We start from the raw sequence: 25,844 nt of genomic DNA on the forward strand, positions 1-25,844 counted from the left end.
GTTCTAGCTAAATTTGCCGTCTATTCACGCATAGTAGCATCCCTTACATTACGTGCAATGGAGGAACGCGATATGAATACACGTATGCTGGGAAGCAGTAATCTGGAGGTGTCCGCACTGGGCCTGGGCTGCATGAGCATGAGCTCGGGATATGGGCCGGCGGCCGACAAGCAGGAGATGATCGAGCTGATCCGAGCCGCCGTCGAGCAGGGCGTGACGCTGTTCGATACGGCCGAGGTATATGGCCCGTTCAGCAACGAGAAGCTGGTGGGCGAGGCGCTGGCGCCGCTGCGCAGCCGCGTTGTCATAGCGACCAAGTTCGGCTTCGATGTCGATCTGCAGACGGGCGAGCGGCGCGGCGGCTTGAACAGCCGCCCCGAGCATATCCGGGCGGTGGCGGAGGCGTCGCTCAGGCGGCTGCGCACGGACACCATCGATCTGTTCTATCAGCACCGCGTTGATCCGGCCGTGCCGATTGAGGACGTGGCTGGCGCCGTGGGGGAGCTGATCAAGGCGGGCAAGGTGCGGCATTTCGGCTTGTCCGAGGCCGGTGCGCAGACGATACGCCGCGCGCATGCCGTCCAGCCGCTGGCCGCGGTGCAAAGCGAATACTCGCTGTGGTGGCGCGACGCCGAGCGCGAGATCCTGCCGCTGCTGGAGGAACTGGGCATAGGCTTTGTGCCATTCAGCCCGCTGGGCGCGGGTTTCCTCACCGGCCAGATCGGCGAGCACACCACGTTTGACAGCAGCGACTTCCGCAACAGCGTGCCGCGTTTCGCACCCGAAGCGCGCCGCGCGAACCTGGCGCTGGTTGAACTGGTGCGCAGGATCGCCGCGCGCAAGGGGGCCACGCCGGCGCAGATCGCGCTGGCGTGGCTGCTGGCGCAGAAGCCGTGGATCGTTCCTATTCCCGGCACCACCAAGCTGCATCGCCTGCAAGAGAACCTGGGCGCCACCGGCGTGGAGCTGAATGCGGATGATCTGAGCGCGATCGTCCTCGGGCTTGCCGCCATTCCTTTGCAGGGCGAGCGCCTGCCCGCAGGCTCTCTGGCGATGACCGGGCTCTGACATGGACATGAAAAAACTGGCGGGCGCCATGCTCGCGCTGGCATTCGGCGTCAACGTCGCGTGCGCTGCCGATGCGGCTCCGCGCACGGCGTCGGTGTCGCCCGCGCTGGAGAAGTACAGCCGGGACGCACTGGACAAGCTGTGGCGCCAGCCGGACCTGGCGCCGCGCGAGCGCAGCATCGCTACGCTGGCGATACTAATCGCGCGCAACCAGTCCGCCGAGCTGCCACGCTACCTGAACCGGGCGCTCGACAGCGGCGTCCAGGCGGGCGAAATCTCCGAGATCATCACGCACCTGGCGTTCTATTCCGGCTGGGGCGATGCTATGGCGGCGGTGGCGCCAACGAGCAAAGTCTTCGCCGCGCGCGGCATAGGCGCGAAGCAGCTGCCTGCAGCGTCGCCCAAATTGCTGGCCATCGACGCGGCGGCAGAGGCGAAGCGTGCAGCCCGGGTGGAGAAAAGCGCCGGACCCATTGCGCCCGGATTGGTCAGGGATACGACAGAGCTGCTGTTCAATGACCTCTGGCTGCGGCCCGGCCTGGCGCCGCGCGACCGCAGCCTGGTTACCATCAGCGCGCTGATGGCGACGGGGCAGGCGGGCCAGCTGCCGTCCCATCTGAACATCGGCATGGACAATGGGCTGACGCAGGCGCAGATTTCCGCGCTGATCAACCATATTGCATTTTATGCAGGCTGGCCCAAGGCCTTTTCTGCCGTGCCGATAGTGGCGGATGTATTCGCCAGCCGCGCCCGTCCCGCAGCGGCGGCCGAAACGCGCCAGACCGAGCCGCTGCTGGTGCAATCGCAGGGCAGCTTTGCGGCAGGCGGCACGGTAGTGACCGGTCCCGCAGGCGAGACCCTGCATGGCGACCACGCCTATGTGTTCTACCAGATCCCGCCAAACGCGCGTAAGCTGCCGCTGGTGATGTGGCATGGCGCGGGCCAGTTCTCCAAAACATGGGGCACCACGGCCGATGGGCGCGAAGGCTATCAGAATATCTTCCTGCGGCGCGGCTACGGCGTGTATGTGCTGGACCAGCCGAGGCGGGGCGCGGCGGGCCGCAGTACCGTGAGCGCCACGGTGCCCGCAACGCCGGACGAGCAGGTCTGGTTCAATATGTTCCGCATCGGCGCCTGGCCGGGCTACTTCGACGGCGTGCAGTTCCCGCGCGAGCCCGAGGCATTGAACCAGTACTTCCGCGCCATGACGCCCAATACGGGGCCGTTCGATATGGGCGTGGTGTCGGATGCGGTGTCTGCCGCGCTGGACAAGACCGGCCCCGCCATCCTGGTCACGCATTCGCAAAGCGGCGGGCCGGGATGGCGCACCGCCATCAAGAATGCCAACGTGCGCGCCATCGTCGCGTATGAGCCGGGCAGCGGCTTTATCTTCCCCGAAGGCGAAGTGCCGCCGGCCATGCCCAGCGCGGCGGGGCCGCTGGAAGCCTCCGGCGTGCCGCTGGCGGACTTCAAGCGCCTGACGCGCATCCCCATCGTCATCTACTTCGGCGACAATATTCCGGAGCAGCCCCATGCCAATCCCGGGCAGGACAATTGGCGCGTGCGGCTGGCGATGGCGCGCTTGTGGCGCGATGCAGTGAACCGCCACGGCGGTGACGCCACGCTGGTGCACTTGCCGGAACTGGGCATACGGGGCAATACGCACTTTCCGTTTTCGGACCTGAACAATGTCCAGATCGCGGACCTTATGTCCCGCTTCCTGGAGCAGAAGAAGCTGGACGGACGCTGAAGCCGGCAGGGTGCAGCAGCACCGGGATGGATTTGGAGGTGGGCGTGCTCGCGCCTGTCGCCACGCTGGCCAGCGGCACCAGCGGGTTGGTCTCGGGGTAGTAGGCGCCCACGCAGCCGCGCGGAATGTCGTATTCCACCAGCAGGAAGCCGTCGGCACGGCGCTCCACGCCGTCGTCCCACACGCTGGTGATGTCCACCATGCCGCCGGACTGCAAGCCCAGCATGCGCAGGTCTTCCTTGTTGATGAAGACCACGCGGCGCAGGCCGAACACGCCGCGATAGCGGTCGTCCAGGCCGTAGATGGTGGTGTTGTACTGGTCGTGCGAGCGCATGGTCATCATGGTCAGCAGGCGTTCGCCGTGCTGCTTGCGGGCGCGGTGCAGCGGCGTGTCGCGCTCGATGGCGTTGACGAGGAATTGCGCCTTGGCGCCCGGCGTGTCCCACTCGCGCTCGCGCGAGGCCACTTTCAGGTGGAAGCCGCCGGGCTTGGCCACGCGCGCGTTGTAGTCGTGGAAGCCGTCGAAGACTTTTTCAATGTCGTCGCGGATCAGGGCGTAGTTGGCGGCGCGCGCCAGCCAGTCCACGGTGCCGCTGCCCAGCGCGGCGTGCGCCATGCGCGCCACGATGGCCACTTCGGACAGCAGCGCAGGCGAGGCGGGCTGGTTGATGCCGTAGGAGATGTGCACCATGCTCATGGAGTCTTCCACGGTGACGCCTTGCGCCACGCCGTTTTGCAGGTCGGTCTCGGTGCGGCCCAGCGTGGGCAGGATCAGCGCGTCGTGGCCGTGCACCAGGTGGCTGCGATTGAGCTTGGTGGCTACGTGCACGGTCAGCGCGCACTGGCGCAGGCCTTGCCAGGTGAGCGGCGTGTCCGGCGTGGCCATGGCGAAGTTGCCGCCCAGGCCAATGAACACTTTCACGCGCCCGGCGCGCATGGCTTCGATGGTGGCCACCACGTCGTAGCCGTGACGGCGCGGAGGTTCGAAGCCGAATACGTGCTGCAGCCGGTCCAGGAATGCCGGCGTGGGCTGCTCGTCTATGCCCACGGTACGGTCGCCCTGCACGTTGGAGTGGCCGCGCACCGGGCACAGGCCGGCGCCGGGGCGGCCGATATTCCCGCGCATCATCATGAGGTTGGACAGCATCTGTATGGCCGCCACGGAGTTGCGGTGCTGGGTCAGGCCCATGCCCCAGCAGGCGATCACGCGCTCGCTGCGGACATAGACCTGGGTCAGGCGTTCTATCTGCTCGCGCGCCACGCCGGATTCTTCCAGCAGCAGGGGCCAGCTTTCGGCGCGCAGGTCGCGCGCGAAGGCGCCGAAGCCCTGCGTGTGGGCGTCGATAAAGGCGCTGTCGAGCACGCGCGGACCGCCGGTGGCGGCGGCCTTGTCGTCCAGTTCGAGCACGCGCTTGGCCACGGCCTTGATCAGCGCGAAGTCGCCGCCCAGGCGCGGCTGCACGAACAGGGAGCTGATGCGGGTGCTGGAGTTGAGCAGCATTGCGCCGGGACTTTGCGGGTCCTGGAAGCGCTCCAGGCCGCGCTCCTTGAGCGGGTTGATGGAGACGATGGCGGCGCCGCGCTTGGCGCAAGCATGCAGCTCGCCCATCATGCGCGGGTGGTTGGTGGCCGGGTTCTGGCCGAAGATCAGGATGGCGTCCGCCAGTTCAAAGTCGTCCAGCAAGACGGTGCCTTTGCCCACGCCCACCGTGTGCGGCAGGCCGCGGCTGGTGGCCTCGTGGCACATGTTGGAACAGTCGGGGAAGTTGTTGGTGCCATACATACGCGCAAACAGCTGGTACAGGAAGGCCGCCTCGTTGCTGGCGCGGCCGGAGGTGTAGAACGCGGCCTGGTCGGGATCGTCCAGCGCCTGCAAGTGCGTGGCGATGAGGGCGAAGGCCCGGTCCCATGGGATGGGCACGTATTTGCCGGAGGCGCGGTCGTACATCATGGGAGCGGTCAGGCGGCCGTGCTGTTCCAGTTCGTAGTCCGATTGCTGGAGCAGCTCTTCGACCGTGTGGCGGGCGAAGAAGTCGGGCCGCACGCGTTTGCTGGTGGCTTCGGCGGCGACGGCCTTCACGCCGTTTTCGCAGAATTCGAAGGTGGACGCGTGGTTGCGGTCCGGCCAGGCGCAGCCGGGGCAGTCGAATCCGTCCGGCTGGTTTTGCGCCAGCAGCGTGGTCAGCTTGCCGGCGCCCACGCGCTCGCGGTACAGGTTGAGCGCCACGTATTTGAGCGCGCCCCAGCCGCCGGCCGGGTTGGTGTATGGCGCCACGTGGCCCTTGTTTGCCATGCCGAGTTGTTTCACTTGATGCTCCTCTTGTTGCGAGCTTCCAGTGTCGCCGCAGCGGCGGCCGGGCAGGGTGTACAGAACCGCAGACGAGGCTGGGGTACAGTGGCATTGGGGCCAGGATGGGGCGCATGCGGCGCCATGCGCTGCGCTATACTGCGCAGCATGAACCTTTACGAAACCCTCGCTGCCGATATCGAAGGCCAGGTCGCGCGCGGCGTGCTGCTGGAAGGGGACAAGCTGCCCTCGGTGCGGCAGACCAGCCAGCACCGTGGCCTGAGCATCAGCACGGTGCTGCGCGCCTACTCGCTTCTGGAGAGCAAAGGCATTATCGAAAGCCGTCCGCAGTCTGGCTATTTTGTGCGCACCCGCCAGAGCAGCATGCCGCGCCCGGCGCCGCTGGCGGCCAGCGCGCCGCTGGAGCTGTCGTCGGAAGTGGACGTGAGCCGGCTTGTTCTGTCCACGCTGCGCACCATACGCGCCCACGGCGCGGTGCCGCTGGGGTCTCCGTATCCGGACCCGGCGCCGTTCCCCTGGCCGCGCATCAACCAGTACGCCAATGCCATCGCGCGCCGCTCGCAGCACTGGAGCGTGATGGACGACCTGCCGCCGGGGAACCCTCAGCTGATGCGCCAGATCGCGCGCCGCCACCTGGAGAATGGGCTGCCGGTGGACCCGTCCGAAATCATCATCACCGTGGGCGCCACCGAGGCGATCAACCTGTGCCTGCAGGCGGCGGCCAAGCCGGGCGACACGGTGGCGGTGGAGTCGCCCACGTTCTACGCGATGCTGCACGCGATAGAGCGCATGGGCATGCGGGCGCTGGAGATACCGACCGACCCGCGCGAGGGCATCAGCATCGAAGCGTTGCGCTCCATCCTGTCGCAGCAGCGTATTGCGGCCTGCATGGTGATGCCGAACTTCCAGAACCCGCTGGGCTTCCAGATGCCGGATGCGCGCAAGCGTGAACTGGTGGAGCTGCTGGCCAGCTACGACATTCCGGCCATCGAGAACGATGTCTACCACGAGCTGTATTACGGCGACAGCCATCCGACGTCGCTCAAGACCTATGACACCAAGGGCCTGGTGCTGCACTGTTCTTCGTTCTCCAAGAGCCTGACGGCCAACTACCGCATCGGCTGGGCGCTGCCGGGGCGCTACACGGCACAGGTGGAAAAGCTGAAGTTCCTGAACACGCTCACCACGCCCACGCTGCCGCAGATGGCGATTGCGGACTATCTGCAGAACGACGGCTACGACCGCCATCTGCGCAAGGTGCGCAAGGGTTATGAGCAGCGCGCGCGCATGATGGCGGCTGCGGTGCTGCGCTTCTTCCCGGCCGGCACCCGCGTGTCCGAGCCGCAGGGCGGCTATGTGCTGTGGGTGGAATTGCCGCAGGGCGTGGATGCGATGAAGCTTTATGCGCTGGCGCTGGAACGCAAGATCACCATCGGGCCGGGGCATATGTTCTCGGCGCGCGGCAGCTATACGAACTACATCCGCCTGAACTACAGCTATCCGTGGTCGAAGGAGATCGAGGATGCGCTGCGCATGCTGGGGCGCCTGGCGGGGCAACTGGCCTAGGCTTTATCCGCCCACCAGCGACATGCGAACCACCTTGTGCGCGTGCGTGCGCCCGGAGGCGGGGACCGTGCCGCGCAGCTCCGAGTAGCGGTCGCTGCGGGCTTCCCACAAGGCGCGCACGCGGGAGGCCAACTGCGCCTCCTGGCCCTCGCCCAGCCAGGGGCGCAGGTCCGCACCCTGCTGCGAGAACAGGCACAGATACAGTTTGCCGTCCGCCGCCACGCGCGCGCGCACGCAGTCGCCGCAGAAGGGATGCGACATGCTGGAGATGAAGCCTATGCTGCCGGCGCCGTCGGCATGGCGCCAGATCTCGGCCGTGCCGTGGCCGCGCGCGGCGCCGTCCGGCGCCAGCGGGTAGTGCTGCTGCACGATGGCGCGCATGGCGTCCGCGCTGAGCACCTGGCTTGCGCTCCAGCGGCTGGCGCCGCCCACGTCCATGTACTCGATAAAGCGCAGCTGCACGCCGCTGTCGCGGAAGTGGTGCACCAGCGGCAGGATCTGGCTGTCGTTCACGCCGCGTTCTATCACCGTGTTGACCTTGACCGGCGCCAGCCCCACGCGCTGCGCCGCCGCTATGCCTTCCAGCACCCGCGCCACCGGAAAATCGACGCCGTTCATGCGCCCTGCAAGCTTGTCGTCCAGGCTGTCCAGGCTGACGGTGATGCGGCTCAGGCCCGCGTCCTTCAGCGACTGCGCCCTGGCGGCCAGCAGCGAGCCGTTGGTGGTGAGCGCGATGTCGAGCGGGCGGCCTTCCAGCGTGCGCATGGCCGCCAGCGTTTCTATCAGCCGGGGCAGGTCTTTGCGCAGCAGCGGCTCGCCGCCGGTAATGCGCAGCTTCTCCACGCCCAGCTCCACAAAGGTGCGCGCCAGGCGGGCCAGCTGTTCGAAGGACAGGCGCTCGGAAGAGGACATGAACGGGAAGTCCGGCCCGTAGCTTTCCTTGGGCATGCAGTAGGGACAGCGGAAATTGCACTGGTCGATGACGGACAGGCGCAAGTCCCTCAGCGGGCGGCCACGGGTGTCTCGGAGGTCTGTCGTGTGCGTAGTCATGGGGCCAGCATAACGCGCGGGCGTGGAGGGAAAGCAGTACAGTCCGGGCCTTGGCGGAGGGGTACAGTTTGCCGGCGGCGCCGCTTGCGCAGGGGATAAGGCTGTACTCCTTCTTCTGCGGCGGTCCTGTACTCCTTGCGTTGTGCCTTGCGCGGCTATCCTGCGGCCATATTGTTCGCCACCCAAAGGAGATCTGCAATGAACACATCCCGCTTCGAGGTAGCTACCTTGCTCATGGCAGGCTTCGCCACGGTCTGCGTCTTCCTGGCCGCCACCATCGTACTGGGCCTGCGGGAGCAGGCCAAGCTGAACGCCGTCGCGGCGAGCATGGCGGGGGACCGCTGGCCCAAGATTGAACTGGCAACCAATATCCGCTTGCGCGTAACCGATATCGCCGTGGCGCTGCGCAATGTGATGCTGAGCAGCGACGAGACCGTGCGGCGCGCGCAGATCGATGAGATAGCCAAGGCCGGGAGGGAGATCGACGCCGACGCGGCGGAGCTGGACCGCCGCGTGGTGACCGAGAGCGGACGCGCTGCACTCAAGCGCGTGGAGTCGGCGGTGCGGGTTTATGAGGAGGGCCAGCGGCGGCTGGTGGCGCTGGTGCAGGCCGGGCACGAGGCGGAGGCGCGTGCTTATCTGAGCGTGGAAGTCATGCCCATGCTGCAGGCGTGCCGCACAGCGATGGCCGCCATGGTGGGCAACGAGGTGGCGCTGATGGAGGCATCGCGCGAGGAGGCGGAGCAGGCCTACGCCGCCACGCGCCTGAAGATGCTGGCGCTGGGCGCGCTGGCCTTGCTGTGTTCCGCAGGCGTGGCCACGCTGATCATCAGCCGGCTGCGGCGCGAGCTGGGCGGGGAGCCGGGGCAGGCGGCGCAGGTTGCCGCCCGCATCGCCGAGGGCGATCTGACGGGCGCCATTGCGCTGCGCAGCGGCGACAAGCGCAGCATGATGTATGAGATGGAGCATATGCGCGAGCACCTTGGCCTGCTGGTGGGCCATGTGCGGCGCGATGCGGAGCAGATTGCGTCGGCATCGGCGCAGATCGCGGCGGGGAATCTGGATTTGTCGGCGCGCACCGAGGCGCAAGCCGCCAGCCTGGAGGAAACCGCCGCCGCCATGGAGCAGCTGAGCGCCACCGTGGAGCAGAACAGCGCCAATGCCGACGCGGCAAACCAGCTGGCGCGGCAGGCGTCTGCTGCGGCGGAGCGCGGCGGACAGGCGGTGGCCGCCGTGACTGCGCGCATGCAGGACATTGCCGCTTCGGCCAGGCAGATGGCGGACATTATCGGCCTGATCGACGGCATCGCTTTCCAGACCAATATCCTGTCGCTCAACGCGGCTGTTGAAGCGGCGCGCGCGGGTGAGGCGGGACGGGGCTTTGCCGTAGTGGCTACCGAGGTACGCCAGCTGGCGCAGCGCTCGGCGGCAGCCGCGCACCAGATCGGCCAGCTGATCTCCGCCGCCACGGGGCAGGCCAGCGCCGGAGCAGCCCTGGTGGAGCAGACCGGGGATGCGATGCGCGACATTATCGACAGCGTGGCGCGGGTGGAAGGCATCATGGCGCAGATACGGCATGCGGGCGCCGAGCAGCATAGCGGCATTGTGGCGTGCAGCCGCGCAGTGGTGGAGATGGACCAGGGCACGCAGCAGAACGCGGCGCTGGTTGAGGAAGTCGCTGCGGCGGCCAATTCCCTGCAAGGCCAGTCCAGCCAGCTCGCGCAAGCGGTCAGCCGCTTCCGTATCGACGCGGCCGATCCAGCCGATCCTGCCGTGAACTCCGGGCGAGTTGCAGGGCGGCCCTCCAGCCGGCGCGCGCTGCCGCTGGCCGCGCAGGCTTGATGGAGGCCCAGCTATGGAAACCATGAGACAGGCGCCGCTGCGCGCCGTCGTCATCGTCGGTGACGCAAAGGAAAGGAGCGCCGTGCTGGCCGCCTGCCGCCATCTCGGCCTGGCGCTGGATGGCTGCACCGGCTCCGGGCTAGCCGGCATGGCCCTGATCGAAACGCTGGCCACTCCGCCGGACCTGGCCATCGTCGACCTGCGCGTAACCGACATGGACGGCGCGGACCTGATACGTTCGCTCTCCATGCTGGACGCCGAAATCGGCTTGGTGCTCTGCGGCGCGGACTGCCCGCGCCTGCAGGACACGGCGCTGGTGCTGGCCGCCGCCCTGGGCATGCGCGGCTGCGCGGCGGTGGCCGGTCCGGTGTCGGCGGCGGTGCTGTCCGCCGCCGTGGCCGAGAGCATAGCCAGCCGTGGCCGGGCCGGTGCCGCGGCCAAGCCCTTCGAGGTGCCGGACGCCATCGACATCCGATCCGGCCTGCTCCGCGATGAGTTCGAGCTGTACTACCAGCCCAAGGTGGCGCTGGCCCACCGCAAGCCGCGCGGCGTGGAAGCGCTGCTGCGCATGGCGCTGGACGACAGCGCGGCGCTGCGGGCGGCGGGGCATATGCTGCCGGTTGCGGTCAACCTGTCGCCCAGGGCGTTGGCCAATCCCGACCTGGCTGGCCATGTGGCGGACGCCGTGCGCCGCTCCGGCGTGCCGCCGCAGGCCGTGATGTTCGAAGTCACGGAGCACACCGAGATCGCCGACCTGGGCGCTGCCCTGCGCGTGCTGCTCAAGCTGCGCCTGCGCGGACACCCGCTGTCGCTGGACGACTACGGCGCGGGCCACGCCTCCATACTGCAGCTTTCGCGCATCCCCTTCGGCGAGATAAAGCTGGACCGCCGCCTGGTGCACAATGCCTGGAAGCGGCCGCACCTGGAGCCGCTGCTGCGGCAAGCCATCGAGTCGGCGCGGCAGCTGGGCATGACGTCGGTGGCCGAGGGCATAGAAACGTCCGAAGACTGGGACTTCCTGCGCAAGCTGGGCTGCGATCAGGCGCAGGGCTATCTGATCGCCCGGCCCATGCCTGCCGCGAGCCTGCCCGGATGGCTGCGGCATGCGGCTTCCACGCCGCCGCTTGCATATGAGGCGGACTCCGCGCCGTGTGACAATGCGTGACTATTTTTCAAAAGGAAACGCGTACACTTCCGGCGATCGACAACATCGCGCGCACGGGAGTCTGGTTTGGGTATCGATTTTTTGTTCGGCATACTGACGTATCCATTGACCCTGCTGCTCTGGCTTGCGCTGATCATCGGCTGCTCGTATGGCGTCTACCATCACCGCAACGCCGCCGCCTTCGTGCCGCCACGGCGGCTGGTGGCTGGCTACGCGGGAGCGGTGCTGGCATGCGTGCTGAGCACCGCTGCTGCGGCCTACGTCACGCCCGAGGAAGCGGCGCAGCTCTGGCAGGTGCCGCCGGATAAATACTGGGCCGCGATACGGCAGGAGTTTGTTTACACGCTGGCGCCGGCCATCATGTTCGGCACGGCGGGCATTGCGCTGGTTGGCGTGCCGGTCCTGCTGCGGCTTGCGCGCGCGGGGCGGCGCACCGTTGGATGGGCGTTGCTGGCGTCGCTGGCCATCTCGCTGCCGTTTTCGCTGCTGCTCTGCGCAGGCCTGCTTGGCTCGGGCAATGGTATAGCCAATGCGCTCCGCGCGATCGCATCCATCACCGGCGCCCATTTGCTGATGACCTTATTTTTCTGCGTGGGCGCGGGCTTGCCTTGGACGCGCAGCGGACAACTGCGTTCCGCCTCGCGGCTGGCGCTGAGCGCCGCAGCGGTGCTGCTGGTTGCGGCCTATCTGCTGTTCTGGCCCGTCCCGATTGAACCGCAGGCGTGGCGGGCGCCCCAGGCGCCGGGCTATGTGGGGGCGCATGCGCCTAACAGCAGGCTGTCCGATATAAGCGGGATTGCGCTGGGGCGGCAGATCGGGCCTGAATATATCGTGCAGGGCAAGGATGGCAAACTGTACGCGGGCCTGTCGAACGGCGCCATCATGCACATGCAGCCGGATGGTAGCGCGCAGGGCATGCTGGCACATACCGGCGGCAGGCCGCTGGGCATGGCCTTTGATGCGGACGGCAACCTGATCGTGGCCGATGCGATGAAGGGATTGCTGTCCTTCGACCCCAACGGCGCGCAGACCGTGCTGCTGGCCGCAGGGCCGGGCGGGCCGCTGCATTTCGCCAATGCGGTGGCGCTTGCTGGCAGCGGGAAAATTTATCTCACCGATTCGTCTGAGCGCTTCTCGCCTGCGCAGTACGGCAGCACGCAATGGGCGGCCACGCTGGACGTGCTGGAACAGTCGGCCACCGGCCGCGTGCTGGAGTTCGATCCGGCTACCAGGGCCGTGCGCGTGGTGGCGCGGGGACTGAGCCTGGCGAACGGGGTTTTGCTTTCCGCCGACGAGAAGACGCTGCTCGTCAGCGAGAGCGGCAAGTACCGCGTGTGGCGCATATCCGTCGCAGCCAGCCAGCTGGATGTGGCGCAAGCGTCGCCGCAGGCGCAAATCCTGTTCGACAATCTGCCCGGCTATCCGGACAACCTGACGAGGGGGCTGGACGGGCGGATCTGGCTGGGACTGGCGGGGCAGCGCAATGATCTGGATCGAATGGCGGACAAGCCCTTCATGCGGAAGCTGATGCTGCGCATTCCGCGCGCGCTCTGGCCCATGCCCAAGGCCTTCGGCCATGTGATGGCGTTCACCGAGGACGGCAAGGTGGTGGCGGATCTGCAGGACGCCAGCGGCCTGTCGCCGCTCACCACCGGCGTGACCGAAACGCCGGAGCGGCTGTATATCCAGAACGTGAACGGGGACCGTTTGGGCTGGCTGCCGCGCGCGGCGCTGGCGCCGTGAGCTGCGGCGCGGCCTGGGTTGCTTGAAGCGGTGGCGGAAGGCAGAAAGAGTCGAACTTACAGAGGAGCGGCTAACGCCCCTCACCGGGTTTGAAGCCCGGCCCCGTCACCGGACGGGAATGCCTTCCTTGGTTTCATGCGTCCAGCTTGCTGAGGGGCGCACCAGATGGCTGTTGCGCACGCGCCGAGTATAGCCGACGCGATCGAAAAATTCCAACAACTGCACGGCGCGCTTGCGTCCCAGCCCTGCGGCGTCGCGCAGGGTGGCCGCCTGCGCGTCCGGAAGGGTGGCGATCATGTGGGCCAGTTCGGCCAGCGGCGCGGGGTGGTAGAACAGGTCCGGCACGATCTGGCTGATGCTGCCGGCGCGCGCCAGTTTGCGCAGCAGGCGGCGCACTTCGCCTTCCGGCACGGCGAGCGTGGCGCTCAGGTCGCGTACCCAGGGCGGGTCGTAGCGGCCGGCCAGCAGCTCGGGCATCAGGCGGTCCGCCAGCGCTTGTTCGGCGGCGCTCAGTTCAACGCTGTGGCTGGGCAGGTGCAGCACGTTGCCCTTGCGGGCCAGACTTCCTTGTGCGATCAGGGCCGTCAGCGCGTGGCTCCATAGCGGGTTATCGCTGTCCGGGCTGGCGATGCGTTTCAGGCGCCAGAAATCGGGGCCGGCTTCGTCCGGGGTGCGGGCGTGGAAATCAGCCAGGGCGGCCAGGGCTTGCTGCTGCAGGCGTTCCAGCGCGCCGGCGTCGATCAGCAGCTCGTCGCCGCCGGGCAGGGGGATGCGGTGCACGCCGGCGGGCAGGGCAAGGCGGCCGGGCGGCAGCTGGGACAGGCGCACCAGTGTGCTTAAGGCCAGGCCGTGCGGGCTGCACGCAAGCAGCGCGGCGATGCCGCTGCCGTCGGCATTTGCGCCACTGCTCGCGTCGCTGCGCCCGGCGCTGCTTTTACGGCCATCCCTGCTGTCGGCAAAGGCGTGCAGCGCGTCCAGCCAGGCCAGGCGCGCGGGGCTGCGGCGCTTGCGGGCGGCGCCGAAAGGATCGAGCACCATGCCGCCGCCTATGGTTTGCGTGGCTTGCGCGTTGCGCAGCACGAAGCGGTCGCCGGGGACGGCGTGCAGCTCCTGCTCGAACACCAGCTGCACGCGCGCGCTTTGGCCGGGATGCATGGCGTCCGCATCCAGCGGCACCACGTTGGCGGTGCGGTGCGCCGCGCCCAGGTGGACGTGCACCGGCGACCAGGCCTTGAGCGCCGCGCCGCTGCCGGGCAGCAGCGTCAGCTCCACGTCGATGCGGCTGGAGCAGGCGGCCAGCTCGGGAGCGACGATCCAGCTGCCGCGCTCTATGTCCTCGCGCGCGGCGCCCGCCAGCTTGAGAGCTAGGCGCTGGCCCGCCCGGCCTTCGGTGGCGGACCGGTTCTGCGCATGGATGCCGCGTACCCGGACCTGCTGCCCGCTGGGCGCCAGCGTCAGCGTGTCGCCCACGGCCACGCTGCCTGCCAGCGCGGTGCCGGTGACGACGGTGCCTTGGCCGGCCAGCGTGAACACCCGGTCCACGCCCAGGCGGAACAGGCGCTGCTCGTCGCGTATGGGCAGGGCGCGCGCGGCGGCTGCAAGGTGGAGCAGCAGCGCCGACACGCCCGCGTCGCCGGACACGGTGGCGGCGGTGGGGAAGATGGGGCAGCCGGCGAAGGCGGTAGCTTCCAGCAGGCGTGCGATCTCGGTTTCCAGCTGCTGCAGGCGTTCCGGCGCAACGCGGTCCGCCTTGTTCAGCGCCACGGCGCCGCGCCGCACGCCCAGCAGGCGCAGGATGGCGAGGTGCTCCAGCGTCTGCGGCATGATGCCGTCGTCGGCCGCGATGACCAGCAGCGCGAAGTCGATGCCGGTAATGCCCGCCGCCATGGTGCGGATGAATTTCTCGTGCCCGGGCACGTCAATCACGCCGAGTATGCTGCCGTCTTCCAGCGGCGCGTAGGCGTAGCCCAGCTCTATCGAAATGCCGCGTTCCTTTTCTTCCTTCAGGCGGTCCGTGTCCACGCCGGTGAGCGCGCGCGTGAGCGCGGTCTTGCCGTGGTCGATATGGCCTGCGGTGCCGACGATCATGCCGGGACCAGATCCTTCAGCTGGGCTGCGAACAGTTCCAGCTGGGCGTCTTCCAGGCAGCGCAGGTCGAGCCAGAGCGTGTCGCTGGCGATGCGGCCGATGACGGGGCGGGGCAGGGAGCGCAGGCGTTTTTCGAGCGTGCCGAGCGGGTCGCCGTGCGTTTGGCGGGCGGCGCGGATCGCCAGGCCGTGGCTGGGCAGCTGGTCCACCGGCAGCGCGCCGCTGCCGATCTGGCTCAGAATCGGCTCTGTGGCTACCGAATAGGCCTCGCCCAGCGCCTGCTGGAGCAGCGGCTGCAGCGTGGCGGCGAGCGCGCGCATGGCGGCGGCTGGGCGCGTGAGCAGGCGCAGTGTGGTCAGGCGTTCGGGCAGCAGGTCCGGGGCGCGGTACAGGGCGAGCACCGGTTCCAGCGCTGCCAGCGTGAGTTTGCCCACGCGCAGGGCGCGCTTGAGCGGATTGCGCTTGATGGCGGCGATCAGGTCTGCGCGCCCGGCGATGATGCCGCACTGCGGTCCGCCGAGCAGCTTGTCGCCGCTGAAGGTGACGAGATCGGCGCCGGCGGCGATGGTTTCGCGCACGGTGGTTTCGTGCGGCAGGCCGTATTGTTCCAGGTCTACCAGGGTGCCGCTGCCCAGGTCCACGGCCAGAGGGATATTGTTGCGGCGTGCCAGCGGGGCCAGGTCCGGCAGTTCGACGGCCTTGGTGAAGCCTGTGATGGCGTAATTGCTGCAATGGACCTTCATCAGCAGCGCGGTGTTGGCGGCGATGGCGTTGCCGTAGTCGGCCAGGTGGGTGCGGTTGGTGCTGCCCACTTCGCGCAGCGTGGCGCCGGCGCGTGTCATGATGTCCGGGATACGGAAGGCGCCGCCTATTTCCACCAGTTCGCCGCGCGAGACGATGACTTCGCGGCCCATCGCCAGCGTGTTAAGCAGGAGCAGGACGGCGGCGGCGTTGTTGTTGACCACCGTGGCGGCTTCGGCGCCGGTCAGTTCGCGCAGCAGTTCTTCCACCAGGTTGTCGCGGTCGCCGCGCTTGCCGGTGTCGATGTCCCATTCCAGGTTCATGGGCCAGCGCAGCGCTTCGGCCACGGCCTGCACGGCGCTGTCCGGAAGCAGGGCGCGGCCAAGGTTGGTGTGCAGCACGGTGCCGGTGAGGTTGAAGACGGGGCGAAGCGCGGAGCGGTTGGCGCGTTCCAGGCGGTCCGCGAGGCGGGCAGTGACGGCGGCGATGCTGGCGTCGGCAGGATCCTCGGTGGCACTGGCTGCACCCAGCGAGCAGGCGCGCAGTTCGGCGAGCAGGGCGCGCAGGGTGGCGGTGGTCTGTTCGCGGCCGTATTGTGCGATGAGCGGCTGGCAGGCGGCGTCGCTCAGCACGCGGTGCACGGCGGGCAGCTGCACCGCGCGCGGCGGACGGATGTCGGCGCTCATTCGGAGCCCAGCCACAGCAGGGGATTGACACTGCCGCGCGCGTAGCCCGCTTCCGTCACCAGCACGTCGAGCGCCAGGCTGGCCAGGTCGTCGGCCAGCGGTTCCACCATAAAGTCATGCTCCTGGTTGAATACTTTCCGGTAACTGTGGCAGTCGTCGCAGGTCTCTGCGCGGGCTACGCGGGATGGGTCCTGGGCTTTGCTGGCAGACGCCTCCTCGGGCTGGTCCAGGCTTTGGTAAGCGATGCGGGCGTTCTTTTCGCAGCAGCTGCATTTCACCCGCACCATATGCCACTCGCTGGCGCAGATGCCGCAGTGCAGATAGCGGTAGCCCTGCGCCTGCCCGCCGATGCGGATCACGCTGGCCACCGGATGCGAACCGCACACCGGGCACAGGGCGCCCGTGACCGGCGGCTGGACGCGGCTGGCGTCGAGCTGGCTGGCGTGCGAGGTCCACAGCACTTGTAGGGCAGCGGCCACGAAAGGCGCATGCAGCGGGTTGATGCCTTCGCCGAATTCGGCCAGCACGGCGTCTGCGCAGCCTTCCAGTTCGGCTTCGGGCAGGGCGCGCAGGTCTTGCAGTACGGCGGCCAGCTGGGGCTGGCCGGAGGTGTCCAGCATGTCGAGCAGCGCCAGGTAGACGGCGCGCCAGCCTGCGGGGCGCGGACCGGATACCGGCAGCGGAGGCATATTGTGGGCCAAGGCCGTTTCGATGGCGTCGAGCGAGGGCAGCGGCGGGATGGTGGCGGGGGCGATTTTGGCTTGCGCGTCCGCCAGCGCGGCCATCAGGAGCAGGTAGCCGTGCAGGGATTCAGGGGCAGGTATGCCGGGGACGCCGCCGGCGGCAAGCTGGCGCAGACGGGCGGCGCGGGCAGAAAACAAGACGCCCGGTTGCGGCAGCACCAGGCGCGGAATGGTGTTGTGGTCCAGCGATTCGATCTCGCCGGGGGACAGGAGGCGTTGTACCAAGTAAGTCCTCTCGTTTGCGGTTGGCGGGTTACGCACTGCGTGCTAACCCGCCCTACAATGTTCCTCCGCCATGCAATGCCCAGGGCGCGTAGGGCGGGTTAGTGCGCAGCACGTAACCCGCCAGCTCATTCTAAACCTAGTCACGCTGCTTGCGCGCCATTTCTTCGAACCAGCGCCGGTGGTGCTTGCGCGCCCACCCGTAGGTGACGGTGCCGCGCACCATGGCGCCCACCGAGCCCTTGACCCAGAAGCCCGCATACACATGCACCACAATCGCCACAATAATAACGAAGGCGCAGAAAGAGTGGAGCAGCGCTGCGAAGCGCACCAGGTCTATGGGGAAGTAGAACGCAAAGTAGGCGCGCCAGATCACGATGCCGGACAGGATCAGCCCCACCATGCACGCAATGAGCACAAAGAACAGCACCTTCTGGCCCGCGTTGTAGCGACCCACGGGCGGCACCTTGTCCTCGCGCAGGCTGATCACGTCGGTGGCGCCTTTCAGCCACTCCTTGTCGCCCGGCTCGAAGCGGTTGTGGTGCCAGAAGCGCGCCACCAGCAGCCCGAAGGACACCGCCATCACCACCCCGATAAACGGATGCAGTATGCGCGTCCACTGCCCGCCGCCCAGGAACACGGCCATCCACGCCGTGGCCGGATGGAACATGGCCAGCCCGGACACGGCCAGCAGCACGAAGCAGATCGCCGTCACCCAATGGTTGCTGCGTTCATTTGCGTTATAGCGCTCGATGAGCGGATTGCCGTCTTTATCGCGTTTCATTTTGGCTCTCCCCGATGCGGTTGGCCTCGTGCAGCGCCTCGGCTTCCTCGTCCTTGCTCACTTCATTCGGCCCCACGCGGCTGTAGTGGAACCAGCCGGCCAGCGCGGTGACGGCGATGCCGGCCAGCGCGAGCGGCTTGGTCAGCCCCTTCCACAGTCCTACCATGGGGCTGATTGACGGATTGGCGGGCAGGTTGTGGTACAGGCCGGGACGGTCCGCATGGTGCAGCACATACATCACGTGCGTGCCGCCCACGCCGGCCGGGTCGTACAGGCCCGCCTGCGCAAAGCCGCGCGACTTCAGGTCCTCAATGCGTTCTTCGGCGTGGATTTTCATGTCCTCCTTGGTGCCGAACACGATGGCACCGGTGGGGCAGGTCTTCACGCAGGCCGGTTCCTGGCCCACCGCCACCCGGTCCGAGCACAGCGTGCACTTGTAGGCGCGGCTGTCCTGCTTAGAGATGCGCGGCACGTCGAACGGGCAGCCCGCCACGCAGTAGCCGCAGCCGATGCAGTTCTCCTGGTGGAAGTCCACGATGCCGTTCGTGTACTGCACGATGGCGCCCGGCGCAGGGCAGGCTTTCAGGCAGCCCGGGTCTTCGCAGTGCATGCAGCCGTCCTTGCGGATCAGCCATTCCAGGTTGCCGTCCTTTTCCTCATGCTCGGTGAAGCGCATGACGGTCCAGGACTGCGGCGTGAGGTCGCGCGGATTGTCATACTCGCCGTTGGTGTCGCCCACGTCGTCGCGCAGGTCGTTCCATTCCATGCAGGCGGTCTGGCAAGCCTTGCAGCCTATGCACTTCGACACGTCGATCAGCTTGGCCACGCTTCCTGTGGCCGGACTGCGCGCCACGGGCTGCTGCACCGTGGTGGCCGACATGCGCTTGATATCCAATGATTGCAGTGCCATGTCGGTTCTCCTAAGCTTTCTCGACCTTCACCAGGAAGGACTTGTACTCCGGCGTCTGGGTGTTCGCGTCCCCCACCGACGGCGTGAGCGTGTTGATCAGATAGCCGGGACGGGTTACGCCCTTGAAGCCAAAGTGCAGCGGCAAGCCGACCGTGTGGACTTTCTTGCCCTCGATGGTGAGCGCCTTGATGCGCTTGGTGACCACGGCCTTGGCAAAGATCTGCCCGCGCTTGGACGACACCTTCACCTTGCCGCCATTGGGCACGCCCAGTTCTTTCGCCAGGTCCTCGCCGATCTCCACGAACTGCTCCGGCTGGATAATGGCGTTCAGGCGCGCGTGCTTGGTCCAGAAGTGGAAGTGCTCGGTGAGACGGTAGCTGGTGGCCACGTGCGGGAACTCCTCGTGCTTGCCCAGCTTGGCCCTGTCGTCCTTGAACATGCGCGCCGCAGGGTTGCTGGTGGCGCGCGGGTTCTTCGGATGCAGCGGGTTGTAGCCCAGCGGGTTCTCCAGCGGCTCGTAGTGCTCGGGGAAGGGGCCTTCGCCCATGCCGGCCCGCGCAAAGAAGCGCGCCACGCCTTCGGCCAGCATGATGAACGGCCCCATGCCGTTTTCGGGCGGCTCGTCCACTTTGAAGTCCGGCACGTCCGCGCCGCCCCAGGTGGCGCCGTTCCAGGCCACCAGCTTGCGGGTAGGGTCGAAAGGCTTGCCCTTGGTGTCGGCGGAGGCGCGGTTGTACAGCACGCGGCGGTTGGCCGGCCAGGCCCAGGCCCAGTTCAGGGTCTGGCCTATGCCGGTCGGATCGCTGTTGTCGCGCCGTCCCATCTGGTTGCCGGCCTGGGTCCAGCAGCCGGCGAAGATCCAGCAGCCGCAGGATGTGGAGCCGTCGTCGCGCAGCTGCGCGAAGCCGCCCAGCTGCTCGCCTTTCTTCACCAGCACCTTGGTGGCGTCCTTGGGATCGGTCACCTCCGCCAGCGCCTTGCCGTTGTACTCCATCGCCAGTTCCTCCGGCGTGGGGCTGAACGGCTGCGCATACGGCCAGGTCAGGTTGACGATAGGGTCGGGGAATTTGCCGCCCTCGGCCTGGTACATCTTCCGCATCCGCAGGAAAATGCCGGACATGATTTCCAGGTCGCTGCGGGTCTGCCACGGCGGCTCCGCGCCTTGCCAGTGCCACTGCAGCACGCGCGAAGAGCTGACCAGCGATCCGCGCTCCTCGGCGAAGCAGGTGGTGGGCAGACGGAACACCTCGGTCTGGATCTGCGCCGGATCGGCCTTGTGGAAGTCGCCGTGCGGCTTCCAGAATTCGGCCGTCTCCACCGCCAGCGGGTCCATCACCACCAGGAACTTCAGCTTGGACAGCGCCTCCGTCACCTTCTGCTTGTCCGGCGCGGACGCCAGCACATTGAAGCCCTGGCAGATGTAGCCGTTCATTTTCCCTTGATGCATGAGCTCAAAGGCTTGCATCAGGTCGTAAGGCTTGTCCAGCTTGGGCAGGTAGTCATAGGCCCAGTTGTTTTCCGCCGTCGCCGCCGCGCCCCACCAGGCCTTCATCAGGCTCACGTGGAACTTACGGTAGTTGCTCCAGTAGCTGAGCTGATTCGGCCGCAGCGGCTTGAGGGCGCGCGCGTTGATGTAGCCGTCCAGTTCCTGCTCCGGCTCGTTCGGCAAGGTCATATAGCCAGGCAGCAGGTTGGTCATCAGCCCCAGGTCGGTCAGGCCCTGGATGTTGGAGTGCCCGCGCAGCGCGTTCATGCCGCCGCCCGCGATGCCGATATTGCCAAGCAGGAGCTGCATCATGGCGCCCAGGCGCAGCGTCTGCGCGCCGGTGGAATGCTGGGTCCAGCCCAGCGCGTACAGGATGGTGCCCGCGCGCCCCGGCACGGCGGTGGAGGCCAGCATCTCCGCCACTTTCTGGAACTTGTCCTTGGGGACGCCGCACACGCGCTCCACCAGGTCCGGCGTGTAGCGCGAGTAGTGCTTCTTCATCAGCTGGTAGACGCAGCGCGGGTGCTCCAGCGTGGGGTCGACCTTGGCGTAGCCGTCCTCGCCTTTTTCATAGTCCCAGCTGGACTTGTCCGCGTACTTGCCGGTGGCCTCGTCGTAGCCCGAGTACAGGCCGTCGTTCAGCGCGAAGTCCTCGCGCACGATAAAGGGCATGTCGGTGTAGTTCGTCACGTACTCGCGCTGGATCTTGTCCGTCGTGAGCAGGTAGTTGATGACGGCGCCCAGGAACACGATGTCCGTGCCGGTGCGGGTGGCCACGTAATAGTCGGCCACCGAAGCGGTGCGGGTAAAGCGCGGATCGACCACGATCAGCTGCGCCTTGCGGTGCGCCTTGGCCTCGGTCACCCATTTGAAACCGCAAGGGTGGGCCTCGGCAGCGTTGCCGCCCATGACCAGGATTACATCAGCATTGCGGATATCGACCCAGTGATTCGTCATCGCTCCACGGCCAAACGTCGGGGCAAGACCTGCCACCGTCGGACCATGTCATACACGCGCCTGGTTATCGAATGCCAGCATGCCGAGACTGCGCATGGTCTTGTGTGTCAGGTAGCCGACCTCGTTGCTGGAGGCCGAAGCGGCCAGCATGCCGGTCGAGAGCCACCGGTTGACGGTCTTGCCGTCCGCCGTTTTCTCGATGAAGTTGGCGTCGCGGTCCTGCTTCATCAGCTTGGCGATGCGGTCCAGCGCATCGTCCCAGGACAGCTGCTTCCATTCCGACGAGCCGGGCGCGCGGTATTCCGGCACCTTGAGGCGGTTCGGGCTCTGGATAAAGTCGATCAGGCTGGCGCCCTTGGGGCACAGCGTGCCGCGGTTGACCGGGTGGTCGGCGTCGCCCTCGATGTGGATGATGCGCGCCGCCGCGTTTTTCGCGCCGTCGCCCAGTCCGTACATCAGGATACCGCAGCCCACCGAGCAGTAGGGGCAGGTGTTGCGGGTTTCCGTGGTGCGCAGCAGCTTGTACTGCCGCACTTCGGCGAGCGCCGTGGTGGGGGCAAACCCGAGCGCTGCAATGCTCGACGTTGCCAGGGTGGCGCCAGTTACCCGTAGGAACTGCCGCCGCGACATCTGGTGCATAGCTGCCTCCATCATCGTCCTGAGATCAGACCAGTGTAGCACCATGACAAAAATAAAGTGTTTGCGGAATTGTATCTGTGATGTATCTGTTGCTTTTGTGGAATGGTCTGGGCGGGAGGGGCACCGGAAACTGATAATATCGACCTGGAAGCTCTGGACAACAGCGGGCAAACCGTAGGGCGGGTTAGACGGCCTTGGCCGACGTAACCCGCCATGATTCGTCGAGCCGCAAGCATTGGCGGGTTACGAGAGCCTTCGGCTCTCTAACCCGCCCTACGGGCTAAAAGCCGCATCAGTTGAGTCTATGGCATCATGACTGGATGAGCGCTTTCTTTGAAAATTCTTCGCCAACGTCCTCCCGCCACAGCGTGCGCCGGATCGCGCGCGGGGAGCGTCTGGACGGCATGGATGACCTGGCCGAGGAAGTGCCGGTGGCGCTGGAGTACAACGGCATTTCTCACGCGGTGATGATGGCCACGCCGGCCGATCTGGAAGACTTCGCTCTGGGCTTCTCGCTGACTGAAGGGATCTTGAACGATACAGGCGAATGCTACGGCATCGACATCGAAGAGGCCTGCGGCGGGCTGACCGTGAAGCTGGAGGTTTCGGCGCGCGCTTTCACGCAGCTCAAGGAGCGGCGCCGCAGCTTGAGCGGGCGCACCGGTTGCGGCTTGTGCGGCGTGGACAGCCTGGACCAGGTCTACCGCGCCTTGCCCGCACTCGCGCCGGACCGCGTGCTGACGCCAGCCGCCATCTCCACCGCGCTCGCCGCGCTGACCGGCGCGCAGCCTTTGGCCCGTTTGACCGGCGCTGCCCACGCAGCCGCATGGTGCGGGCCGAACGGCGAATTGCAGGCCGTGTTCGAGGACGTGGGCCGTCACAACGCGCTCGACAAGCTGATAGGCATGATGGCGCGCCGCCGCCTGGACCCGTCGTCCGGCTTTGTGCTTGTCACCAGCCGCGCCAGCGTGGAGATGGTGCAGAAGACCGCCATGGCCCGCGTGTCTGCGCTGGTGGCGATCTCGGCGCCCACGGCGGCGGCGGTGCGCCTGGCCGAAGGCTGCGGCATGACGCTGGTGGCGTTCGCGCGCGGCGGCGGCTTCGTCTGCTACGCGCATGGCACGGAGCGCCTGCTCGGTTGAGCGTCCCGCTCAGTCCATCTCCACCAGAATGTCGCGCACGCGGGTGAGGGCGGGTTCGATGTCCAGCGTGTCGATGGCGCCGTAGCCGAGGAACAGGCCTTGCTGAGGCGGCTGGTCGGCATAGAAATTGGCCAGCGAATACAAGCCCACGTCGGCGCGCCGCGCCAGCCGGATCAGCAGATCGATATCGACCTCCCGCTTGCACAGCGCCGCCAGGTGGAAGCCCGCTTCGGCCGGCACCAGCTCGAACCAAGGCGCCAGCAGCGTGGCGAACAGCGCCTGCAAACGCTCGCGCCGCAAGGCATAGATGCCGTGGCAGCGGCGGATGTGCTTCTGCAGATGCCCGTCGCCGATGAACTTGGCCAGCGCATGCTGGTTCATGGTGCCGGTGTGCCAGTCCGTCAGGTGCTTGACGGTCAGTACCGCGTTGAGCAGCGCGTCCGGCAGCACCATGTAGCCAAGACGCAGCTCGGGCAGCATCACCTTGGAGAAGGTGCCGACGAAGACCACAATGCCGTGCTTGTCCATGCTTTGCAGCGAGTCCGCCGGACGGCCTTCGTAGCGGAATTCGCTGTCGTAGTCATCCTCCACGATAATCGCGCCGATGTCGCGCGCGCGTGCCAGCAGGGCGCGGCGGCGCGCCACGCTCATCGGTATCCCAAGCGGGAACTGGTGCGCGGGGGTGACGTAGATCAGGCGCGTGCCGTCCGGTATGCGCTCCACCAGCATGCCTTCGGCGTCCAGCGGTATGCCGACCACCTGCGCACCCTGGCTGGCGAACAGGCCGCGCGCGGCAGGGTAGCCGGGGTCTTCCACGGCCACCGCGCAGCCCGGCTCCAGCAGCACCCGTCCCAGCAGGTCCAGCGCCTGCTGCGCGCCATTGGTCACCACCACGTTGACGGGCGTGCAGGCCACTCCGCGCGCGAAGGCGATGTGGCGGGCGATGGCTTCGCGCAGCACCGGCAGGCCTTCGGCTTCCGAATAGCGTCCGCGCAGCGCCGGGTCCTGGCGCAGGGCGTGGGTGACGCAGCGGCGCCATTCGTCCATGGGAAAGTGGCCGGGCGTGGCGCAGCCGCCGATGAATTCGTAGCGCGAGCGGCCTTCCGGCAGCGGGTGCCGCAGCGGCGTAGCCATGCTGTCCCATTTGCGCACGATGTCCGCGCTTGCCAGGCCGGAATGGACGGCGGGGGCGAGGCTGCCACGGCGCGGCGCGGCGGGCGCCTGCACAAAGCTGCCCGCGCCCACGCGGCCAACTACCAGCTGGTCCAGCGTGAGACGGCTATAGGCTTCGGACACGGTCTTGCGCGACAGGCCAAGCTGCTCGGCCAGCAGGCGGGAAGGGGGCAGCTGCTGGCCGTCCGCCAAGCGCCCGCTGCGGATGGCGTCCGACAGTTGGCGGTAGACCTGCCCGGCCAGGTCCTTGCGGCCTTCGATAACGATGTGGAGTTCCATGGTTTGCAAGGCTGCCCGGATTCGCGCCGCTTGGCAAGGGATTGGACTCTTGGCCTGCGCAATTTCCCTGGAATTGGCATCCTTCACAGGGACTTTGGTCTCCTACAATGGCCTCACTAACCCACACATTGAAGGAGCAGCAAAATGAACGCACGCATCGATTTCTACACCGCCAACCCAGACGCAATGAAAGCCATGATCGCCCTGGAAGTGGCAGTCGGCAAACTGGGCCTGGAGCCATCGCTGGTTGAACTGATCAAGCTGCGCTCGTCGCAGATCAACGGCTGCGCCTTCTGCGTGGACATGCACACCAGCGACATGCGCAAGGCCGGCGAAACCGAGCGCCGCCTGAGCGGCCTGGTGGTCTGGCAGGAAACCCCGTTCTTCACCGCCCGCGAGCGCGCCGCGCTGGCCTGGACCGAAGCGCTGACCCGCATCGCCGACACCCATGCGCCGGACGCAGTGTACGCAGAACTGGCGGAGCACTTCAATGCATCGGAAATGGTGGCTGTGACGCTGGCGATCAACGCCATCAACGGCTGGAACCGCCTGGCGATCGGCTTCCGCAAGATGCCTGCACTGTAAGGGAGCGCCGCCATGCTACGCAAATCCCTGATCGTGGCGGCGGCAGCCGTCGCCGCGCTGTCCTTGTCCTTGGGCGCGCAAGCCCATGAAGGTCACGTTGACGCCGCCACCGGCAAGGAAGTCCTGGGCATGCTGCAGCATTTGCCGCTGCCCGACGCGCCAGGCAAACATGGCGTGCTGGTGACAGTGACGTATGCGCCAGGCCAGGCCTCCATCCCGCACCGCCATCCGGGCTCCGTGTTCGCTTACGTGCTGGAGGGCGAAGTGGAGTCGCAACTGGCCGATGGCAAGCCCGTGACCTACAAGGCCGGCGACTCCTGGTACGAAGCGCCGCTGATCGTGCATGGAATGTCGCGCAACGCCAGCGCCACCAAGCCGGCCAAGCTGCTGGTTTATATGATGCTGGGGGAGGGCGATCCGCCGCTCATCCCGCTGAGCAAGTAGCTGGCGTTGGACTGGGTGGAGCCGGAAGGCTCCACTTTTCAATACAGTTTCTTGGTCATGAATATGCGGCTGACGCCTTCAATGTCAGACTCAATTTCGCCGAAACTCCTCCACCCGTTCTTCTTGTAGAATCCGGGCGCCTGGAAGCTGATGGTGTAAAGGACGGCTGAACGGCAGCCCCGTTCGCGTGCTTCGTCTTCGAATGCTTGCAGGATCTTTGTGCCCAGTCCCGAGCCACGCAGGGAGTCCGGGAGGTGAAACAGGTCCAGAAACGCCAGCCCGAGTGACGTTCTTCCGACTATTCCGCCCAAGATTTCATTGGTGTCGGGATCTCTCACCATCACGCACAGGGGGCGGCGGTCGCTTAAGCCCGATGTCTGGAGATTGAACTCGTCCAATCCTTTGCCTATCGCTTTTTCGAATTCGGGATCGGTGTTATCGCTGACGACAATGACGTTCTGCTTCAAGGTATT

Annotated in this window: 19 protein-coding genes, 1 tRNA gene and 1 pseudogene; 10 read left to right on the forward strand and 11 right to left on the reverse strand. The window is 66.9% G+C overall.

Translation table 11 applies throughout. The annotated features are described in order from the left end of the window. Positions 1–72 precede the first annotated feature (72 nt). The 3 genes and pseudogenes from GTP77_RS03035 to GTP77_RS30480 all read left to right on the forward strand — a co-directional run bounded on the left by GTP77_RS03035 (position 73) and on the right by GTP77_RS30480 (position 2,818). Positions 73–1,068, forward strand: coding sequence for an aldo/keto reductase (locus tag GTP77_RS03035; RefSeq protein ID WP_161070682.1), 996 nt, complete (start codon positions 73–75; stop codon positions 1,066–1,068). 28 nt (positions 1,069–1,096) lie between these two features. Next, positions 1,097–1,402 (forward strand): annotated as a pseudogene (locus GTP77_RS31195) (carboxymuconolactone decarboxylase family protein); the annotation flags it as partial. Beyond that, complete coding sequence (locus GTP77_RS30480; RefSeq protein ID WP_371869320.1) at positions 1,394–2,818, forward strand: carboxymuconolactone decarboxylase family protein; 1,425 nt, start codon at positions 1,394–1,396, stop codon at positions 2,816–2,818. The pseudogene GTP77_RS31195 and the gene GTP77_RS30480, both read left to right, overlap by 9 nt. Here the strand turns inward: GTP77_RS30480 and GTP77_RS03045 are convergent. Continuing rightward, the gene (locus GTP77_RS03045; protein ID WP_161070797.1) at positions 2,775–5,111 is read right to left on the reverse strand and encodes an FdhF/YdeP family oxidoreductase; all 2,337 of its coding nucleotides are present in this window, start codon (positions 5,109–5,111) and stop codon (positions 2,775–2,777) included. The genes GTP77_RS30480 and GTP77_RS03045 overlap by 44 nt on opposite strands. 162 nt (positions 5,112–5,273) lie before the next feature. Here GTP77_RS03045 and GTP77_RS03050 point away from each other — a divergent pair, with 162 nt between their 5' ends. Next, positions 5,274–6,692, forward strand: a complete 1,419-nt coding sequence (locus tag GTP77_RS03050) for an aminotransferase-like domain-containing protein (protein ID WP_161070684.1) — start codon at positions 5,274–5,276, stop codon at positions 6,690–6,692. A gap of 3 nt (positions 6,693–6,695) precedes the next feature. Here GTP77_RS03050 and moaA read toward each other — a convergent pair whose 3' ends face one another. Next, the gene (gene moaA, locus GTP77_RS03055) at positions 6,696–7,742 is read right to left on the reverse strand and encodes a GTP 3',8-cyclase MoaA (protein WP_161070685.1); all 1,047 of its coding nucleotides are present in this window, start codon (positions 7,740–7,742) and stop codon (positions 6,696–6,698) included. Between the two features lie 198 nt (positions 7,743–7,940). Between moaA and GTP77_RS03060 the strand changes: the two genes are divergently transcribed. From GTP77_RS03060 to GTP77_RS31000, 3 genes are all read left to right on the forward strand, one after another. Continuing rightward, positions 7,941–9,584, forward strand: a complete 1,644-nt coding sequence (locus GTP77_RS03060) for a methyl-accepting chemotaxis protein (protein WP_161070686.1) — start codon at positions 7,941–7,943, stop codon at positions 9,582–9,584. Between the two features lie 13 nt (positions 9,585–9,597). Next, positions 9,598–10,749, forward strand: coding sequence for an EAL domain-containing response regulator (locus GTP77_RS03065; protein WP_161070687.1), 1,152 nt, complete (start codon positions 9,598–9,600; stop codon positions 10,747–10,749). Positions 10,750–10,815: 66 nt separating this feature from the next. Further along, complete coding sequence (locus GTP77_RS31000; RefSeq protein WP_308807684.1) at positions 10,816–12,492, forward strand: SMP-30/gluconolactonase/LRE family protein; 1,677 nt, start codon at positions 10,816–10,818, stop codon at positions 12,490–12,492. 31 nt (positions 12,493–12,523) lie between these two features. Here the strand turns inward: GTP77_RS31000 and GTP77_RS03075 are convergent. The 7 genes from GTP77_RS03075 to fdnG form a co-directional block, all read right to left on the reverse strand. Beyond that, a tRNA-Sec gene (locus GTP77_RS03075) sits at positions 12,524–12,619 on the reverse strand. Beyond that, entirely contained in the window at positions 12,598–14,580 is a 1,983-nt protein-coding gene (gene selB, locus GTP77_RS03080; protein WP_161070688.1) for a selenocysteine-specific translation elongation factor, read from the reverse strand. The genes GTP77_RS03075 and selB overlap by 22 nt, the downstream gene beginning before the upstream one ends. After that, positions 14,577–16,007: an L-seryl-tRNA(Sec) selenium transferase gene (gene selA / locus GTP77_RS03085; protein ID WP_161070689.1), complete on the reverse strand. Its 1,431-nt coding sequence runs from the start codon at positions 16,005–16,007 to the stop codon at positions 14,577–14,579. The genes selB and selA overlap by 4 nt, the downstream gene beginning before the upstream one ends. Continuing rightward, on the reverse strand, positions 16,004–16,975 hold the full coding sequence (gene fdhE, locus GTP77_RS03090) for a formate dehydrogenase accessory protein FdhE (RefSeq protein WP_161070690.1): 972 nt from the start codon (positions 16,973–16,975) through the stop codon (positions 16,004–16,006). Before fdhE ends, selA begins: the two co-directional genes overlap by 4 nt. 136 nt (positions 16,976–17,111) lie before the next feature. Further along, positions 17,112–17,756, reverse strand: a complete 645-nt coding sequence (locus GTP77_RS03095; protein ID WP_161070691.1) for a formate dehydrogenase subunit gamma — start codon at positions 17,754–17,756, stop codon at positions 17,112–17,114. After that, positions 17,743–18,666 carry a formate dehydrogenase subunit beta gene (gene fdxH / locus GTP77_RS03100; RefSeq protein WP_161070692.1) on the reverse strand — a complete coding sequence of 308 codons (924 nt, stop codon included), beginning with the start codon at positions 18,664–18,666 and terminating at the stop codon, positions 17,743–17,745. The genes GTP77_RS03095 and fdxH overlap by 14 nt, the downstream gene beginning before the upstream one ends. A 10-nt stretch (positions 18,667–18,676) precedes the next feature. Then, positions 18,677–21,748 (reverse strand): formate dehydrogenase-N subunit alpha, encoded by a 3,072-nt coding sequence (gene fdnG / locus GTP77_RS03105; RefSeq protein WP_161070693.1) that lies wholly within the window; start codon positions 21,746–21,748, stop codon positions 18,677–18,679. Between the two features lie 404 nt (positions 21,749–22,152). Here fdnG and fdhD point away from each other — a divergent pair, with 404 nt between their 5' ends. After that, positions 22,153–22,890 (forward strand): formate dehydrogenase accessory sulfurtransferase FdhD, encoded by a 738-nt coding sequence (gene fdhD / locus GTP77_RS03110; RefSeq protein WP_229202052.1) that lies wholly within the window; start codon positions 22,153–22,155, stop codon positions 22,888–22,890. A gap of 9 nt (positions 22,891–22,899) precedes the next feature. Here fdhD and pdxR read toward each other — a convergent pair whose 3' ends face one another. After that, positions 22,900–24,342: a MocR-like pyridoxine biosynthesis transcription factor PdxR gene (gene pdxR / locus GTP77_RS03115; protein ID WP_161070695.1), complete on the reverse strand. Its 1,443-nt coding sequence runs from the start codon at positions 24,340–24,342 to the stop codon at positions 22,900–22,902. A gap of 144 nt (positions 24,343–24,486) precedes the next feature. Here pdxR and GTP77_RS03120 point away from each other — a divergent pair, with 144 nt between their 5' ends. Both GTP77_RS03120 and GTP77_RS03125 read left to right on the forward strand, forming a co-directional pair. Beyond that, the gene (locus tag GTP77_RS03120; protein ID WP_161070696.1) at positions 24,487–24,927 is read left to right on the forward strand and encodes a carboxymuconolactone decarboxylase family protein; all 441 of its coding nucleotides are present in this window, start codon (positions 24,487–24,489) and stop codon (positions 24,925–24,927) included. A 12-nt stretch (positions 24,928–24,939) separates the two neighbouring features. Further along, positions 24,940–25,371 carry a cupin domain-containing protein gene (locus GTP77_RS03125; RefSeq protein WP_161070697.1) on the forward strand — a complete coding sequence of 144 codons (432 nt, stop codon included), beginning with the start codon at positions 24,940–24,942 and terminating at the stop codon, positions 25,369–25,371. 38 nt (positions 25,372–25,409) lie between these two features. Here GTP77_RS03125 and GTP77_RS03130 read toward each other — a convergent pair whose 3' ends face one another. Then, on the reverse strand, positions 25,410–25,838 hold the full coding sequence (locus tag GTP77_RS03130; protein ID WP_161070698.1) for a GNAT family N-acetyltransferase: 429 nt from the start codon (positions 25,836–25,838) through the stop codon (positions 25,410–25,412). Between the last annotated feature and the right edge of the window lie 6 nt (positions 25,839–25,844).

It is taken from the genome of Pseudoduganella aquatica (assembly GCF_009857595.1).
Classification (GTDB): domain Bacteria; phylum Pseudomonadota; class Gammaproteobacteria; order Burkholderiales; family Burkholderiaceae_D; genus Rugamonas; species Rugamonas aquatica_A.